This is a genomic window from Rahnella sp. CG8, assembly GCF_023701875.1.
GTDB classification, from domain to species: Bacteria; Pseudomonadota; Gammaproteobacteria; order Enterobacterales; family Enterobacteriaceae; genus Rahnella; species Rahnella aceris.
The window spans coordinates 147,021-162,981 of the sequence record NZ_JABAED010000004.1; the positions used below are offsets into that span (position 1 = coordinate 147,021).

Annotated in this window: 13 protein-coding genes; 5 read left to right on the forward strand and 8 right to left on the reverse strand. The window is 54.0% G+C overall.

All coding sequences use genetic code 11. The features are described from left to right. Positions 1–55 precede the first annotated feature (55 nt). From htpG to HGO41_RS05605, 4 genes are all read left to right on the forward strand, one after another. Positions 56–1,921 (forward strand): molecular chaperone HtpG, encoded by a 1,866-nt coding sequence (htpG, locus tag HGO41_RS05590; RefSeq protein WP_250980861.1) that lies wholly within the window; start codon positions 56–58, stop codon positions 1,919–1,921. Positions 1,922–2,208: 287 nt separating this feature from the next. Then, positions 2,209–2,853 (forward strand): adenylate kinase, encoded by a 645-nt coding sequence (gene adk / locus HGO41_RS05595; RefSeq protein ID WP_013576596.1) that lies wholly within the window; start codon positions 2,209–2,211, stop codon positions 2,851–2,853. Between the two features lie 271 nt (positions 2,854–3,124). Then, positions 3,125–4,087, forward strand: coding sequence for a ferrochelatase (gene hemH, locus HGO41_RS05600; protein WP_037036882.1), 963 nt, complete (start codon positions 3,125–3,127; stop codon positions 4,085–4,087). Between the two features lie 38 nt (positions 4,088–4,125). Continuing rightward, positions 4,126–5,445 (forward strand): inosine/guanosine kinase, encoded by a 1,320-nt coding sequence (locus HGO41_RS05605; protein WP_037036883.1) that lies wholly within the window; start codon positions 4,126–4,128, stop codon positions 5,443–5,445. Positions 5,446–5,575: 130 nt separating this feature from the next. Here HGO41_RS05605 and ybaL read toward each other — a convergent pair whose 3' ends face one another. The 5 genes from ybaL to copA form a co-directional block, all read right to left on the reverse strand. Further along, a complete protein-coding gene (gene ybaL / locus HGO41_RS05610) occupies positions 5,576–7,267 on the reverse strand; it encodes a YbaL family putative K(+) efflux transporter (protein WP_013576593.1) in 1,692 nt (563 codons plus the stop codon). Between the two features lie 237 nt (positions 7,268–7,504). After that, positions 7,505–8,716, reverse strand: coding sequence for an MFS transporter (locus HGO41_RS05615; protein ID WP_013576592.1), 1,212 nt, complete (start codon positions 8,714–8,716; stop codon positions 7,505–7,507). Positions 8,717–8,761: 45 nt separating this feature from the next. Beyond that, on the reverse strand, positions 8,762–9,241 hold the full coding sequence (ybaK, locus tag HGO41_RS05620; RefSeq protein WP_013576591.1) for a Cys-tRNA(Pro)/Cys-tRNA(Cys) deacylase YbaK: 480 nt from the start codon (positions 9,239–9,241) through the stop codon (positions 8,762–8,764). Between the two features lie 276 nt (positions 9,242–9,517). After that, on the reverse strand, positions 9,518–10,324 hold the full coding sequence (locus HGO41_RS05625; RefSeq protein ID WP_013576590.1) for a TraB/GumN family protein: 807 nt from the start codon (positions 10,322–10,324) through the stop codon (positions 9,518–9,520). 49 nt (positions 10,325–10,373) lie between these two features. Beyond that, positions 10,374–12,917, reverse strand: coding sequence for a copper-exporting P-type ATPase CopA (gene copA / locus HGO41_RS05630; protein ID WP_250980848.1), 2,544 nt, complete (start codon positions 12,915–12,917; stop codon positions 10,374–10,376). A 91-nt stretch (positions 12,918–13,008) separates the two neighbouring features. Between copA and cueR the strand changes: the two genes are divergently transcribed. Then, positions 13,009–13,413 (forward strand): Cu(I)-responsive transcriptional regulator, encoded by a 405-nt coding sequence (cueR, locus tag HGO41_RS05635; protein ID WP_013576588.1) that lies wholly within the window; start codon positions 13,009–13,011, stop codon positions 13,411–13,413. Here cueR and HGO41_RS05640 read toward each other — a convergent pair. From HGO41_RS05640 to HGO41_RS05650, 3 genes are all read right to left on the reverse strand, one after another. Further along, complete coding sequence (locus HGO41_RS05640; protein WP_013576587.1) at positions 13,410–13,865, reverse strand: NfeD family protein; 456 nt, start codon at positions 13,863–13,865, stop codon at positions 13,410–13,412. The genes cueR and HGO41_RS05640 overlap by 4 nt on opposite strands. After that, the gene (locus HGO41_RS05645) at positions 13,865–14,785 is read right to left on the reverse strand and encodes an SPFH domain-containing protein (protein WP_037036893.1); all 921 of its coding nucleotides are present in this window, start codon (positions 14,783–14,785) and stop codon (positions 13,865–13,867) included. Before HGO41_RS05645 ends, HGO41_RS05640 begins: the two co-directional genes overlap by 1 nt. A gap of 236 nt (positions 14,786–15,021) precedes the next feature. Then, positions 15,022–15,879 (reverse strand): co-chaperone YbbN, encoded by an 858-nt coding sequence (locus HGO41_RS05650; RefSeq protein ID WP_217244361.1) that lies wholly within the window; start codon positions 15,877–15,879, stop codon positions 15,022–15,024. Positions 15,880–15,961 lie beyond the last annotated feature (82 nt).

Here is a 15,961-nt window from a genome sequence, read left to right on the forward strand (position 1 = left end):
CCTCAACGTCTGATTTGGTCAATAACAGTATCTGGATTGAGGTAATTTGATGAGTATGAAAGGACAAGAGACACGCGGATTCCAGTCTGAAGTAAAACAACTGCTTCATCTGATGATCCATTCCCTGTATTCAAACAAAGAAATTTTCCTGCGTGAGCTGATTTCCAACGCCTCAGATGCCGCTGATAAACTGCGTTTCCGCGCATTGTCTGCGCCTGAACTTTATGAAGGTGATGGCGAGCTGCATGTCCGTCTGGCATTTGATAAAGAAAAACGCACCCTGACGCTGAGTGATAACGGTATCGGCATGAGCCGTGACGAAGTTATCGATAACCTCGGTACCATCGCCAAATCCGGCACCAAAGCGTTCCTGCAATCTGTCGGTTCTGAGCAGGCGAAAGACAGCCAGTTGATTGGTCAGTTTGGTGTGGGCTTCTACTCTGCCTTTATCGTGGCAGACAAAGTCACCGTGCGCACCCGCGCAGCCGGTGCCAGTGCTGAAGAAGGCGTATTCTGGGAATCTGCCGGTGAAGGTGAATACACCCTGGCGGATATCGAGAAAGCCGGTCGCGGGACTGAAATTACCCTGCATTTGCGCGAAGATCAGGACGAATTCCTGGATGACTGGCGCGTGCGCTCCATCATCAGTAAATATTCCGACCATATTGCGTTGCCGGTTGAAGTCGAAACCCGTAACGAAGAAGACGACACCGTCACCTGGGAACAAATCAACAAGGCACAGGCCCTGTGGACCCGCGGTAAAGCGGAAGTCACCGACGACGAATATAAAGAATTCTACAAACACATTTCCCATGATTTCAGCGATCCGCTGAGCTGGAGCCACAACCGCGTTGAAGGTAAGCAGGAATACACCAGCCTGCTGTACATCCCTTCACAGGCACCGTGGGATATGTGGAACCGCGACCATAAACACGGCCTGAAACTGTATGTTCAGCGCGTGTTTATCATGGACGAAGCCGAGCAGTTCATGCCGAACTACCTGCGTTTTGTTCGTGGTCTGATAGATTCCAACGATCTGCCGCTGAACGTGTCCCGTGAAATTCTGCAGGACAGCCGCATCACCCAGAACCTGCGCAGTGCGCTGACCAAACGTGTTCTGCAAATGCTGGAAAAACTGGCGAAAGACGACAACGAAAAATACCTGCAATTCTGGAAACAGTTTGGTCTGGTATTGAAAGAAGGTCCGGCAGAAGACGGTGCGAACAAAGAAGCGATCGCCAAACTGCTGCGTTTCGCCAGCACCCGCAACGACAGCAGCGAGCAGACGTTGTCGCTGGAAGAGTATGTAGCGTCGATGGTCGAAGGCCAGGACAAAATTTATTACATCACTGCCGACAGCTATGCGGCCGCGAAGAGCAGCCCGCATCTGGAATTGTTCCGCAAAAAAGGCATTGAAGTCCTGTTGCTGTCTGATCGCATCGACGAATGGATGATGAGCTATCTGACTGAGTTTGATGGCAAAGTCTTCCAGTCCGTCAGCAAGTCAGATGATACACTGGACAAACTGGCTGACGAAAGCGAAGAGCAGAAAGAAGCTGAAAAAGCGCTGGAGCCGTTCGTTGAGCGCGTGAAAACGCTGCTGGGCGATCGTGTGAAAGAAGTGCGTCTGACGCACCGTCTGACTGACACGCCAGCCATCGTTACCACCGGTGCCGACGAAATGACCACGCAGATGGCAAAACTGTTTGCCGCTGCCGGTCAGGATGCGCCGGAAGTGAAATACATCTTTGAGCTGAACCCGGAACACGCGCTGGTGAAACGTGCTTCTGATGTGGCTGATGAAGATCAGTTCAGCGAGTGGATTGAGCTGCTGCTGGATCAGGCGCTGTTCGCAGAACGCGGCACGCTGGAAGATCCAAACCTGTTCATCCGTCGCATGAATACGCTGTTACAGGCGTAATCAGCTGGCGTAAAACGAAAAGGGTGTCGTGAAAGCGACACCCTTTTTTATTGCTTTGCTTCTTCCCGTTTCCATTCCCTGAAAGCCTGTGAGTAAAGTTCAGCAATCATGCCGGTAGCGTGATGTTCTCGCTGGTCGTGGTCCCGCAAACTGGCGGGTGGAACGACGGATGGCGCAGGCTTAACCCCAATTTCAGCAGGGCTTGTTCCTTGAGCAAAAGTGCTCAGAATGGTATGGTTGACCGTTTTTCGAGATTCATAAAAATTACATGCAAGGGGATTTACGCAATGCGTATCATTCTGCTGGGCGCTCCGGGCGCAGGTAAGGGTACTCAGGCTCAATTCATCATGGAGAAATTTGGTATTCCGCAAATTTCTACCGGTGATATGTTGCGCGCCGCTGTGAAGGCCGGAAGTGAACTCGGCAAGAAAGCAAAAGAGATTATGGATGCCGGTAAACTGGTAACCGACGAACTGGTTATCGCACTGGTGAAAGAACGTATTCAGCAGGAAGATTGCCGCAACGGTTTCCTGTTAGACGGTTTCCCTCGTACCATTCCGCAGGCTGATGCCATGAAAGACGCGGGCATCAAAGTGGATTACGTGCTGGAATTCGACGTGCCTGACGAACTGATCGTCGATCGCATCGTAGGTCGTCGCGTACACCCTGGCTCTGGCCGCGTGTACCACATCCATTACAATCCACCTAAAGTGGAAGGTAAAGACGATGTCACCGGCGAAGAACTGATCACCCGTAAAGATGATCAGGAAGAAACCGTGCGTAAACGTCTGGTGGAATACCATGAGCTGACTGAGCCGCTGGTGTCCTACTACAGCAAAGAAGCTGAAGCGGGCAATACCAGGTACGTCAAAATTGACGGTACACAACAGGTCTCTGCAGTGCGTGACGAACTGGCTGCTATTCTGAGCTGATCGTCTGTTCTGCGCACTATCACGGGGTGACTACGGTCGCCCCGTTTGTTTTTTTAGGGTCTCCATTTCCAATACCCAAAATAATTCGAGCGGCGGCAAGCGAGCGTGACGGGGATTAATAATAACAATTCGCATTGATAGTTTCTGCCGTTGTTCCCATCGTCTTTGTTTTCGTTACAATGACCTGCGCCTCTTTGCCGCATCACAAATAAACGGTGGCGCCCATAACTTTTCGCACTGGCTTCAGTGCCTTCAATTTAGGAAATTCAGCATGACGCAGACCAAATTCGGTGTTCTCCTGGTCAACCTCGGGACGCCGGAAGCTCCGACCCCGCAGGCCGTTAGAAAATATCTGGCTGAATTTTTGAGTGATATCCGTGTGGTTGATACCCCCCGCTGGCTGTGGTGGCCGATCCTGAATTTGGTGATCCTGCCGCTGCGTTCCCCGCGCGTGTCCAAACTGTATAAAGCCGTGTGGATGGAAGAGGGCTCACCGCTGATGGTTTACAGCCGTCGTCAGCAGAAAGCGCTGGCAGAACGCCTGCCGGGTACGCCGGTTGAACTGGCGATGAGTTACGGCAAGCCGGGCATGAAAGAACCGATTGAAAAACTGCTGGCGCAGGGCGTGACCAAAATGGTGGTGCTGCCGCTGTATCCGCAATACTCTTGCTCAACCAGCGCCGCGGTATTTGACGGCGTGGCGCGTGTGCTGAAATCGCAGCGTCGCCTGCCTTCAATGAGCTTTATCCGTGATTACGCCACGCATCCGGCTTATATTTCCGCGCTGAAAGCCAGCATCGAACGTTCGTTCGCTCAGCATGGCGAACCGGACCGTCTGGTGTTGTCCTTCCACGGCATTCCAAAGCGTTTTGTCGCGCAGGGTGATGACTACGAACAGCGTTGCCGCGATACAGTGCAGGCGCTGACCGATGCGCTGCAACTGCCTGCGGGCAAAATTATGCTGACCTTCCAGTCTCGCTTTGGTCGCGAACCATGGCTGACGCCTTACACCGATGAAACGCTGAAAGGCCTTCCGGCTCAGGGTGTTAAGCATATTCAGATCCTCTGCCCTGGCTTTGCGGCAGACTGTCTGGAGACACTGGAGGAAATCAAAGGCGAGAACCGCGAGATTTTTATTCATGCAGGCGGCGAGCGCTTCGAATATATTGACGCCTTAAACGACCAGCCGGAACATATTGATTTGCTGCAACAGCTGGTCACTCAGCACTTCTGACTGAAGCCTGAGTTTTTTGAATCTCCCGAGAATAATGCATGAAATTTCCTGGTAAACGTAAGTCCAAACACTATTTTCCGGTCAGCGCACGCGACCCTTTATTGCGTGATTCTATGTTGCAGGCAATGCAGCCGGAGTCAGAAGCCGGTGCCTCGTACATCGCCGGCATTGACCAGACGATGGTCGATATCGAAGCGCGTGTTGATGAGAATTTTGTTGCCCGCTACGGGCTGACGCCCGGTGAATCCAATATTCTTGATGATGAGATGTCGGAAACGCTGTATCAGGAACTGATGAGCAACGCCCTGATCACGCACCAGTTTGCGGGCGGTACTGTCGGTAACACACTGCACAACTATTCTGTGCTGGCCGATGACCGTTCGGTGCTGCTCGGCGTGATGTGTAATAACGTTAAAATTGGCGATTATGCTTACCGTTATCTTTGCAACACCTCCAGCCGCGTAGATCTTAACTTCCTGCAGGGCGTGGATGGCGCGATAGGTCGTTGCTTTACGCTGATCAGCGATACCGGCGAGCGCACCTTTGCCATCAGTCCGGGCAAAATGAACGGTCTGCGTGCGGAAAATGTGCCGGAAGATGTGATAGCAGGAGCCTCCGCGCTGTTACTGACCTCGTATTTGCTGCGCAGCAAGCCGGGCGAACCGATGCCGGAAGCCACCATGCAGGCGATTGAGTACGCGAAGAAGTACCATGTGCCGGTGGTCTTAACATTGGGCACACAATACGTTATCGCCGAAGATCCGCAGGCATGGCGTGATTTCATCCGTGATAACGTGTCGATTCTGGCGATGAACGAAGATGAAGGTTTTGCGCTGACTGGCCTGAAAGATCCGCTGATGGCAGCGGATAAGGCGCTGGACTGGGTCGATCTGGTGCTGTGTACCGCCGGGCCGAACGGCCTGTTTATGGCGAGTTATACCGAAGACGAATTCAAACGCACCACCCAGCATCCGCTGCTGCCGGGGACGATTGCCGAATTCAATCAGTACGAATTCAGCCGCGCGATGCGTCGTGACTGTTGTCAGCAACCGTTGAAGATTTATTCCCACATCGCGCCGTATATGGGCGGGCCGGAGAAAATCATGAACACCAACGGAGCAGGTGACGGTGCATTATCGGCGCTGCTGCATGATATCGCCGCCAACGGTTTCCACCGGACTTCTGTGCCGAATTCCAGCAAACATTCCCGCGAGTATCTGACCTATTCCTCGCTGGCGCAGGTGTGTAAATACGCCAACCGCGTCAGCTATCAGGTGCTGAACCAGCATTCTCCGCGTCTGACGCGTGGCCTGCCGGAACGTGAAGACAGCCTGGAAGAGAGTTACTGGGAGCGCTAGGGAGTCAGGCGGCTGTCAACATTTTGATGAAAATCAGAAGGGCGTTGAGATAGAAGCCATTTTTTATAAAGCCACTTAAGCGGGCGCAGTGATGAACTGCGCCCTTATTTTTTTAATCACTAACAGATGATCAGATCGGGCAAAACGGCCGCTTTTCGTCTTCGGTCATAATATCGATTTGCAGCATACTCAGCATGCTGTTGGCGATTTCCCGCTCGCCCATCACCACGCGATCCGCACCGCGCTCCAGGATATAGGTGACTTCATCGTCATAATGCGCACGGGCGATAATTTCGATATTTGGCCGCTTGACGCGGGCTGATGCGACGATTTCACCGGCTTCATAACCGTTGGGAATGGTCACCAGCAGCCAGCGGGCGCAGTCGAGACGCGCCAGATCCATCACTTCCTGATTGGCGGCATTGCCCAGCACCGTACTAATGCCCTGGTCACGCAGCGCCTCGACACGCGGACGCGAATTTTCAATCACCACCAGCGGGATCCCCGCAGCCTGAAGTTTCTCGCCGAGCAGGCTGCCGACGCGTCCGTAACCCACCAGCAGTGCGTGATTGCACAAATCGAACGGGATTTGCTTCTCGTCTTCAACCGCTTCTTCAACGCTCTGGTCTTCGATGGTTTCCGTTTTTGCCAGATATTTTTCCAGCAGCGTGAACAGCAGCGGGTTAAACATAATCGACAGAATTGCCCCCGCCAGCACCAGATTACGGCCATGTTCAGACAGCAGTCCCAGCGAAATCCCCAGACCGGCGAGAATAAAGGCGAATTCGCCGATCTGCGCCAGACTGACGGAAATCGTCAGCGCGGTGCGTTTGGAATGCCCGAACATCTTCACCAGCAGGAACGCGGCAATGGATTTACCGAACACGATAATCGCCAGCGTGGCGATCACGGTCAGCGGTTCACGCACCAGAATCATCGGGTCGAATAACATGCCAACCGAGACGAAGAACAGCACCGCGAAGGCATCGCGCAGCGGTAACGTGTCGTGCGCCGCACGCTGGCTGAGTTCGGATTCATTGAGCACCATACCGGCGAAGAACGCGCCCAGCGCGAACGACACATCAAAGAATTCCACGGCGCCGTAAGCGATGCCCAGCGCCAGTGCCAGAACTGACAGCGTAAACAGTTCACGTGAACCGGTGCTGGCGGTTTTGGCGAGGATCCACGGCACTACACGGCGGCCCACCACCATCATCAGCACCATAAACGCGATCACTTTACCAATCGTCACGGCAAGCCCGGTGAGCAGTTCTACCGGGCTGGAGTGATGGCTTTCCAGCATGCCGCTGAACGCAGGCAGCAGAACCAGCGTCAGCACCATCACCAGGTCTTCAACAATCAGCCAGCCGATGGCGATTTGCCCGCGCTGGCTTTCAATCAGTTGCCGTTCTTCCAGCGCCCGCAGCAACACCACGGTACTGGCGGTGGACAGACACAGCCCGAACACCAGTCCGGTGGCCAGATCCCAGCCCATCAGGCTTGATAATCCCATTCCAAGCAGTGTTGCAACCGCGATTTGCGCTACAGCGCCGGGAATGGCTATCGACTTTACGGCGAGTAAATCTTTCAGAGAAAAATGCAAACCTACGCCAAACATCAGCAGGATGACGCCGATTTCTGCCAGCTCCGGTGCCAGTGAAGTGTCTGCAACGAAGCCCGGTGTAAACGGACCGGCCAGCACGCCAGCAGCGAGATAGCCAACCAGAGGAGAAATTCGCAGGCGGTTGGCGAGCATTCCTAACAGGAACGCTAAGACCAGACCGCCAACGATGGTAGTGATGAGAGGCGTAGAATGATGCATTCAGACTCCTTCTGGTTATGCATAAAGCAAATATGTTGCTGATTGTTTCTAAGTTTATGGTAAAAATCGTTTTCACGTTGGGGAATTTTGGCCTTTTTTATTTAAAATCATCAGCAGACGATAAAAAAAATTCCAACGCGGGATTTAAATGGGTTTTATCAGGCAGATATCAAGGGAATAAGGGTTCAGACGCTGCCGATATTTAACTATCGGCAGCCGGGAAGGAAAGGTTAAAGGCTATTTGCGTTCTATATTTGGCAGGAATGCTGTCAGGATCCCGAGCAACGGCAGGAAGGCACAAATCTGATACACCAGTTCGATACTGGTTTTATCGGCCACATAGCCGAGCACCGCAGCCCCCAGCCCGCCCATGCCAAAGGCCAGACCGAAGAACAGGCCGGAAACCATGCCGACTTTGCCCGGCATCAGCTCCTGCGCGAACACCAGAATGGCTGAGAATGCCGAGGCGAGGATCACGCCGATAATCACGCTAAGCACGCTGGTCCACATCAGACTGGCGTGCGGCAAAAGTAGCGTAAATGGCGCGACGCCGAGAATTGAAGCCCAAATGACGTATTTGCGCCCAATCTTATCACCCACCGGCCCGCCGATAATGGTGCCCGCAGCCACTGCAAACAGAAAAACAAACAGATGGATTTGTGCGCTTTGCACCGATACACCAAATTTATGGATCAGGTAAAAGGTGTAATAGCTGCTCAGGCTGGTCAGGTAGAAGTACTTGGAAAATATCAGGATCAGCAAAATACCCAGTGACATCGCCACTGTTTTACGTGGCAACAGGGTCACATGACTTTTCACCGGCCCGTGCGTTTTGGCGATCAGGTTTTGCTGGCGATACCATTTACTGATTTGCAGTAACACCACAATGCCGAGCAGCGCCGCCAGTGAGAACCACGCTACATTGCCTTTACCGTAAGGCGCAATAATCAGTGCAGCCAGCAGCGGGCCGAGGGAAGCGCCGAAATTACCGCCCACCTGGAACAGCGATTGCGCCAGCCCGTGACGACCGCCGGAAGCCATGCGTGCCACGCGCGAAGACTCAGGGTGGAAAACCGAAGAACCCGTCCCGACCAGCGCCGCCGCCAGCAGCACGACAGGGAAACTCTGCGCCACAGCCAGCAGCAGCAGCCCGGAGAGCGTAAAGCCCATGCCGACCGGCAAAGAATAGGGTTGCGGATGTTTGTCGGTGTAATAGCCGATCAGCGGCTGCAACAGTGATGCGGTGATCTGATACGTCAGCGTGATCAGCCCGATCTGTGTGAAGCTCAGGGAAAACTCGTTTTGCAGCAACGGATAAATCGCCAGTATCAGCGACTGGATCATGTCATTAAGCAGGTGAGAAACGCTGATCGCCGCCAGAATAGAAAACGCAGTCTTTTTGACTGCGTCTTTCTGCGGGCTGGCTGGCGTTGACGTCGTGTCTGTCATAGCAGAGGAGGCCTTCTTATTGTAGAGGTGCAGAGTACCGGCCTGTCAGCTGATTTTCGCGATCTCAGCAAACTGACCTTTCAGTAAGCGACAAAGATCGCCTGCCGCCAGTTCAATATCAAGGCCGCGTTTACCGCCTGAAACATAAATGGTATTGAACGTCTGCGCCGGGCTGTCGATCACCGTGGGCAGCAGCTTTTTCTGTCCGAGCGGACTGATGCCACCGACCAGATAACCGGTAACGCGTTGTGCAATCATAGGATCCGCCATATCGGCTTTTTTCGCCCCCAGCGCTTTCGCGACTTTTTTTAAGTCCAGCTGGGATGCCACCGGCGTGACCGCCACGGCCAGATTTTTAGCATCACCATTCAACGAAACCAGCAGGGTTTTATAAACCTGACGGGCGTCCAGACCGAGTTTTTTTACGGCTTCATCGCCAAAATTGGTTTCATCGCTGCTGTGTTCATACGGATGAAGGGTGAAGCTGACTTTATTCTTTTCCAGGAGTAATACGGCAGGGGTCATAGCCTGTCTCCTCTGTTTTATTTTATGTTGTTGTTCGAAATTTCATCACCTGTTCAATCTGATGAAATTAAACAATAAAGTGCACTTAATAAGCGAAGGAGAAATAGTAGAGCAATGAATGGTTATTGCCAAGACCCAACACAGATTGCTACCCTGTGCCAGCCGGTGTTGCGCCTGTAAAGGCTGACACTGAAGCTATAACTAATAAAATGAAATTCCTCTTTGACTGGCCGATAGAAATATCGGCCATTTTTTTAATCTCCGTCATCCTTCAGGCTATCTCTTCTTTGCGAGTAATTCCGGCAGATTCCCTTCGCCATACAAATGCAGCGCACCTACTGCGACCACATAGTTTCCCGCCGGGAGATCCAGCAACAGTTGTTTCCAGCGAATGTTTCGCTGATTCATCAGGATATCGTACAAATCGCTGCTGAAAGTGTTAGGCAGTTGCTCTGTCGCCAGCCCCGGTTTGGTATCCAGCCACCAGCTGATCATGGTTTGCAGCAAGCGGGCATTGGTGTGCCAGTGCGTCAGGGTATCTTCCAGCAGCGTGAGTCCGCCATCTGGCAACTGCTGCAATAATTCGAACTGTTCCTGCGGACCTTCCAGCTCGATGATTTTCGTCCCCTGCTTTTTGGCGGTCTGCAACAGCTGATAATCAATGCCGTAATTTCCGCGCAACCCGAGGCGCTGCGCCTGCGTGGCCTGCAACATCAGTGCCACCTGCCACGAGGGCAGCGGATTGAGCGTCCACATGGATACGCCCAGTTCTTCGCATAAACGTTCGACGTGCAGATACTGGGATTCGGGCAGACGTTCGGCCAGTGGCGGAAATTCGCCGGTCATGCTGAAGGGAGATTCCGTGCCGCTGATATCGGCTTCGACAATCAGTGCATCGGCTTTTTGCAGGCGGCGCAACAGGGGGGCGGGCAGGGGGTGCATGTCCTGCGTGCCCATATGAATGCTGCCGACCAGATGCAGGGAGCGGTTGCCGGGAAGCTGAATATCAATGGCGGGATAAGAATACTCGACGGGAAACAACTTGCGGAACCCGCTTAATACCCGGTTGAAAAAATGCGCCATAGTGCATGGTCTCCCGAAAAATGAGAGACCATGCTAACGCGTCATCGTTTTAGCGAACAGGGGAAACGTCTTGTTTTTTCGGCTTAAAGTGCAACAGGCGATTTGCGTTAGCGACGACGGTAATGGATGACAGTGCCATCGCTGCACCTGCCACGACCGGGCTGAGCAAGGTACCGGTCAGCGGATAAAGCACACCGGCCGCAACGGGAATGCCAATCACGTTATAGATAAAAGCGCCCAGCAGGTTCTGCTTCATGTTACGCAGCGTCGCCTGAGACATCGCCAGCGCATCGGCGACACCGTGCAGACTCGGACGCATCAGGGTAATGGCCGCTGTTTCGATCGCCACATCGCTGCCTCCGCCCATCGCAATCCCGACATCGGCCTGCGCCAGTGCCGGGGCATCATTAATGCCGTCGCCGATCATGGCGACCTGCTGGCCTTTGTCCTGCAACGCTTTAATGGCATCGGCTTTGCCTTCGGGACGCACACCGGCAATCACTTTATCGATTCCTGCTTGTGCGGCAATTGCCTGAGCGGTACGCGGATTGTCGCCGGTCAGCATCACCAGCTGATACCCAAGCTGATGCAGACGTTGTAAGGCGCTGACGCTGTCTTCACGTAATGGGTCACGCAGCGCGAACAGCGCCGCCAGTTGTCCGTTTGCCGCCAGCAATACCGGCGTCGCGCCTTCGCCTGCCATGCTTTCCAGCAGAGTGTTGGCATCCACGGTATCCACGCCATTTTCCTGCATCAGCGCCTGATTACCCAGTAATAACGCCGTACCGTCAACATCGCCGCGTAAACCCAGACCGCCAAGGGTACGGAAATTCAGCACGTCAGGAATGTCCAGCCCGCCAGCTTTTTCAACAATCGCCTGCGCCAGCGGGTGGTGCGAGCCTTTTTCCAGCGCGGCGGCAAAGCGCAGCGCCTGCTGTTCACGGATACCGCCAAAGGTGTATGTATCCGTCACTTTCGGCTGGCCTTCCGTCAGCGTCCCGGTTTTATCAAATACCAGCGTGGTGAGGGTACTGGCTTTTTGCAGCGCATCGGCATCACGCACCAGTACGCCGAATTCCGCCGCACGGCCGACGCCCGCGGTAACCGACATCGGCGTCGCTAATCCCAGCGCACAAGGACAGGCGATAATCAGCACGGTAGTGACGATCACCAGCGTATACATCAGTTGTGGCTGCGGACCAAAGAAGTACCAGATTGCGCCACTGAACAAAGCAATCAGCACCACGGCGGGCACGAAGACAGAAGATATTTTATCTGCCAGCTTACCGATTTCAGGCTTGCTGCTCTGGGCTTCGCGCACCAGTTTGATGATCCGCGAAAGGGTCGTCTGGCTGCCGATAGCGTCAGCGCGGAACAGCACGCTGCCGTCTTTGACCAGCGTCCCCGCATGCACTTTTTCACCCTGGGATTTCTGCTGTGGGATGGGTTCGCCGGTCAGCATAGCTTCATCCATCCAGGCTTCGCCGCTTTGAATTTCACCGTCAACCGGCACACGATCACCGGTGGTGAGCCGCAGCGTCATGCCTTGCTGTATTTCAGCCAGCGGCAGGGTTTTTTCGCCTTCTGCGGTGACAACGCGTGCGGTCGGTGGGGTCAGGTCCAGCAAGCGTTCGAGTGCTTTTGATGAACGCTGACGTCCGCGTTGTTCCAGCGCGTGACCCAGATTAATCAGGCCAATAATCATCACACTGGCTTCATAGTAAAGATGGCGCGCCTGCACCGGGAACGCGTCCGGCCACAGGCTGACAGCGAAGGAGAAAATCCATGCTGCGCCGGTACCGAGTGACACCAGCGTGTCCATATTCGCGCTGCCGTGCATCAGGTTTTTCCATGCACTGCGGTAAAAATGCCCGCCAGCGACAATCATAATCAGCAATGTCAGCAGGCCGATAATCAGCCAGCCGGTCTGATTACCGGCGGTGACCATCATTTCGCCGCCGAGCAATCCCCATAACATCATCGGGATACCGGCAGCCAGGCCGAGCGCTGCCTGCCAGCTAAAGCGGATCATGCTTTTGCGTGAGGTTTGTTGCTGGCGCTCACGGCGTTCGGTTTCGTCGATAATAATTTCAGCGCCATAACCGGCACGTTCAACGGCGGCAATCAGTGCGTTTTGATCAGCTTTGCCGCTGACCAGCGCACTGCGTTCCGCCAGATTGACCCGTGCCTGCTCGACACCATTCACGCCTTCCAGCGCCCGTTGCACTTTACTGACACAACTGGCGCAGCTCATGCCGCTGAGCAATAATTGCACGCTGTCATCAGCGGCTTGCGGGGCGTGAGTCTCAGCCGGAACAGGTGACGCAGCCGCTGACAGGGGTTCCGGCAAAACACTCGCCTTATCGGTCAGCGGCTCAGATTTTGGGGATGTATCTCCTGCAACCTGCGCGTCGTAACCGGCGTTCACTACGGCGTCGATCAGGCTCTGGCTGCTGGCATCGCCTTTGACGATGGCTTTATCCAGAGAGACTTCTACAGAGGTGGTGCCTTCAACCGCTTCCAGCGCTTTACGCGTTGAAGCGACACAGTGCCCGCAGGACAAGCCTTGCAGGGATAATACGGTAGTCGTCATGATGAATTTCCTTTTTGCCTTGACCTGATTGTCAAATTTCACTAGTTATAGAGCATAAACCTTCCAGCAAGGGTAAGGTCAAGGAGGCAAAATGAACATCAGTGATGTGGCGAAAAAAACCGGGCTGACCAGCAAAGCGATTCGTTTTTATGAAGAGAAAGGGCTGGTCACCGCACCGGCTCGCAGTGAAAACGGCTACCGCAGCTATGCACAAAAACATATCGAAGAACTGACGTTGTTGCGCCAGGCGCGGCAGGTTGGTTTTACGCTGGAAGAGTGTCAGGAGCTGGTGGCATTATTCCACAATCCTGACAGGCACAGTGCTGACGTAAAAGCGCGGACATTAGAAAAGGCCGCCGAAATTGCGCGGCACATTGAAGAACTGAAAGTGATGCGTGAGCGCTTACTGACGCTGGCGGAATCCTGCCCCGGCGACGAGGGTGCGGATTGCCCGATCATCGATAATCTCAGCGGCTGCTGTCATAACAAACATTAACGCGCATCGGGTTCTACGCGCAGCGTCGCCCCTTCCACGCCGGTGATAACGACTTTGTCCCCGACGTTCAGAGGGGAGCTGCAGATCGCACGCCAGCTGCTGTCACCGATTTGTACCCGTGTGAACTGGTTAGTTACCGGTTCCAGCACCGTAGCGTAAGTGCCCACTAATTGCTGGCCTCGCTGATTGAGTGCGGCATTGCCGGAAGATTTATCCACCCGCTGGTTCAGCCACTTCCACCACAGCCACGCCGCCAGAATGGTCAGCAGGGCAAATGCCGTGCCCTGCCATGCCCACGGCAGCGGCAGGATCCACGTGACAGCACCCACCAGGGCCGCCGCCACGCCGCTCCACAGCAAGTAACCACTCGCACCCACCAGCTCAGCTGCCAGTAACAGGCCACCCAGAGACAGCCAGAATACGTGCGGATTTGCCATGAAATCATGCAGCATTATTTGCCGCCTTTGGTTTCTTTCAGCAACTCAGCAATTCCGCCAATGGAGCCCATCAGACTGGTGGCATCCAGCGGCATCATGATGATTTTGCTGTTATTGGCAGAACCGATTTTCGTCAGGGCATCGGTATATTTTTGTGCCACGAAGTAGTTAATCGCCCGCACATCACCGGCCGCAATCGCTTCGGACACCATTTTGGTGGCCTGGGCTTCCGCTTCCGCCGCACGTTCACGCGCTTCTGCCTGCAGGAATGCTGACTGACGCTCACCTTCGGCTTTCAGAATTTGCGACTGTTTTTCACCTTCAGCACGTAAAATGGCGGACTGACGTACACCTTCGGCTTCCAGAATGTCGGCACGTTTTGTACGTTCGGCTTTCATCTGTGCGTTCATCGCAGAGATCAGTTCAGCCGGTGGGCGCACATCACGGATCTCGATACGGGTGATTTTCACGCCCCACGGATTGGTAGCTTCATCGACGATATGCAGCAAACGTGCGTTGATGTTGTCGCGTTGTGACAACATTTCGTCCAGTTCCATCGAGCCGAGAACGGTACGGAAGTTGGTCATCGTCAGGTTAACGATCGCCTGCTCCAGATTGCTGACTTCATAGGCGGCGCGCGCCGGGTCAATCACCTGAATGAAACACACCGCATCGATGGCAACATTGGCGTTATCGCGGGAAATCACTTCCTGAGAAGGAATATCCAGTACCTGTTCCATCATATTGATTTTGCGACCGATGCGGTCGACAAACGGCACCACCAGGTTCAGCCCCGGCATCAGGGTTTTGGTATAGCGGCCAAAACGTTCGACGGTCCACTGGTAGCCCTGGGGCACGATCTTGATCCCGGCGTACACCATCAGCAGCGCCAGTACGATCAGAATAAGGATAGGGATGGGAATAAGGTCAAACATAGTATGAAACTCCTGTAAAACTGTGTTCTGACTATTCACGGGGGAATAATCGAATAAAAACATGTCCCTGGCGCACTCACCGACCGGTCAGGCGCGTGTTCAATTGTCGCACAAATCGTTAAGTCATCGTATTAATAAAAGGATAGTTCAGAGGATAAAAGACGGGGGAAATGCTAAAAAAAACGCACGTCCGGAGAAGTGACGTGCGCAGGGCGTTTACGGTGAAACCGGATGAATCAATAGAGCAGGGAATATAACTGGCGGCGGTATTTGGCGGCCAGCGCATCGCCGGTGCCGAGTGCTGCCATAATATCCATCAGCGTTTTACGTGCCGCACCGTTCGCCGCCCCTAAGTCTTTCTTCAGCGGAGCCATCAGCAGTTCCAGCGCTTCTTCATTACGCCCGACCTGATGAAGTTGCAGGCTGAGTTTGACCACCAGCTCGGCATTCTCAGGATCCTGCGACAACTCCTGCTGAAGTTGCTGAATTTCCGGCGTATCGGCGGCCTGTTTCAGTAACTCGATCTGCGCAATCAGCCCCTGATAACGGGAATCTTTATCCTGTAACGGAATGGTCGCCAGCACGGCTTCGGCATCGTCAGTACGGTGCAGATTAATTTGTGTTTCCGCCAGCAACAAACCGATGTCACTGCGCTGATTGCTCAACTGCCATGCTTCTTTCAGCAACGGCAGGGCACCATTCACATCGCCCGCTTGCAACATTTCCTGCGCCTGAGCCAGTTTCAGCTCTTCTTCTTTCGGCAACACTTTCTGCAGCAGTTCGCGGATCACTTCTTCCGGCTGCGGACCCTGGAAACCATCGACCGGCTGACCGTCTTTGAACAGATAAACGGCAGGGATCGAGCGCAGACCAAACTGCTGGGCGATCATCTGCTCGGCATCGCAGTCCACTTTTGCCAGGATTAGCTGACCGGCGTATTCGACGGCCAGTTTGTCGAGAACCGGACCCAGTTGCAGGCAATGCTGGCTGCGTTCAGACCAGAAATAGAACATCACCGGCACAGACATGGATTGTTCCAGCGTCTGGTGCAGGTTGGTTTCGTTGATATCGATTACTGTAGGTTGTGCAAGCATGAATTCTGTCTCTCCGCTACCCGTCATACTTCGAGCTGCTGATGCGTTGGCTGCGCTCATTCAGCCCGGTCACTTAGTTATC

Bases quoted from the DNA above. Each gene is read 5' to 3' on its own strand.
- cueR (WP_013576588.1), top strand. From the start codon at position 13,009: ATGAACATCAGTGATGTGGCGAAAAAAACCGGGCTGACCAGCAAAGCG.
- hemH (WP_037036882.1), top strand. From the start codon at position 3,125: ATGACGCAGACCAAATTCGGTGTTCTCCTGGTCAACCTCGGGACGCCG.
- HGO41_RS05605 (WP_037036883.1), top strand. From the start codon at position 4,126: ATGAAATTTCCTGGTAAACGTAAGTCCAAACACTATTTTCCGGTCAGC.
- htpG (WP_250980861.1), top strand. From the start codon at position 56: ATGAAAGGACAAGAGACACGCGGATTCCAGTCTGAAGTAAAACAACTG.
- ybaK (WP_013576591.1), bottom strand. From the start codon at position 9,241: ATGACCCCTGCCGTATTACTCCTGGAAAAGAATAAAGTCAGCTTCACC.
- HGO41_RS05615 (WP_013576592.1), bottom strand. From the start codon at position 8,716: ATGACAGACACGACGTCAACGCCAGCCAGCCCGCAGAAAGACGCAGTC.
- HGO41_RS05625 (WP_013576590.1), bottom strand. From the start codon at position 10,324: ATGGCGCATTTTTTCAACCGGGTATTAAGCGGGTTCCGCAAGTTGTTT.
- HGO41_RS05645 (WP_037036893.1), bottom strand. From the start codon at position 14,785: ATGTTTGACCTTATTCCCATCCCTATCCTTATTCTGATCGTACTGGCG.
- ybaL (WP_013576593.1), bottom strand. From the start codon at position 7,267: ATGCATCATTCTACGCCTCTCATCACTACCATCGTTGGCGGTCTGGTC.
- HGO41_RS05640 (WP_013576587.1), bottom strand. From the start codon at position 13,865: ATGCTGCATGATTTCATGGCAAATCCGCACGTATTCTGGCTGTCTCTG.
- adk (WP_013576596.1), top strand. From the start codon at position 2,209: ATGCGTATCATTCTGCTGGGCGCTCCGGGCGCAGGTAAGGGTACTCAG.
- copA (WP_250980848.1), bottom strand. From the start codon at position 12,917: ATGACGACTACCGTATTATCCCTGCAAGGCTTGTCCTGCGGGCACTGT.
- HGO41_RS05650 (WP_217244361.1), bottom strand. From the start codon at position 15,879: ATGCTTGCACAACCTACAGTAATCGATATCAACGAAACCAACCTGCAC.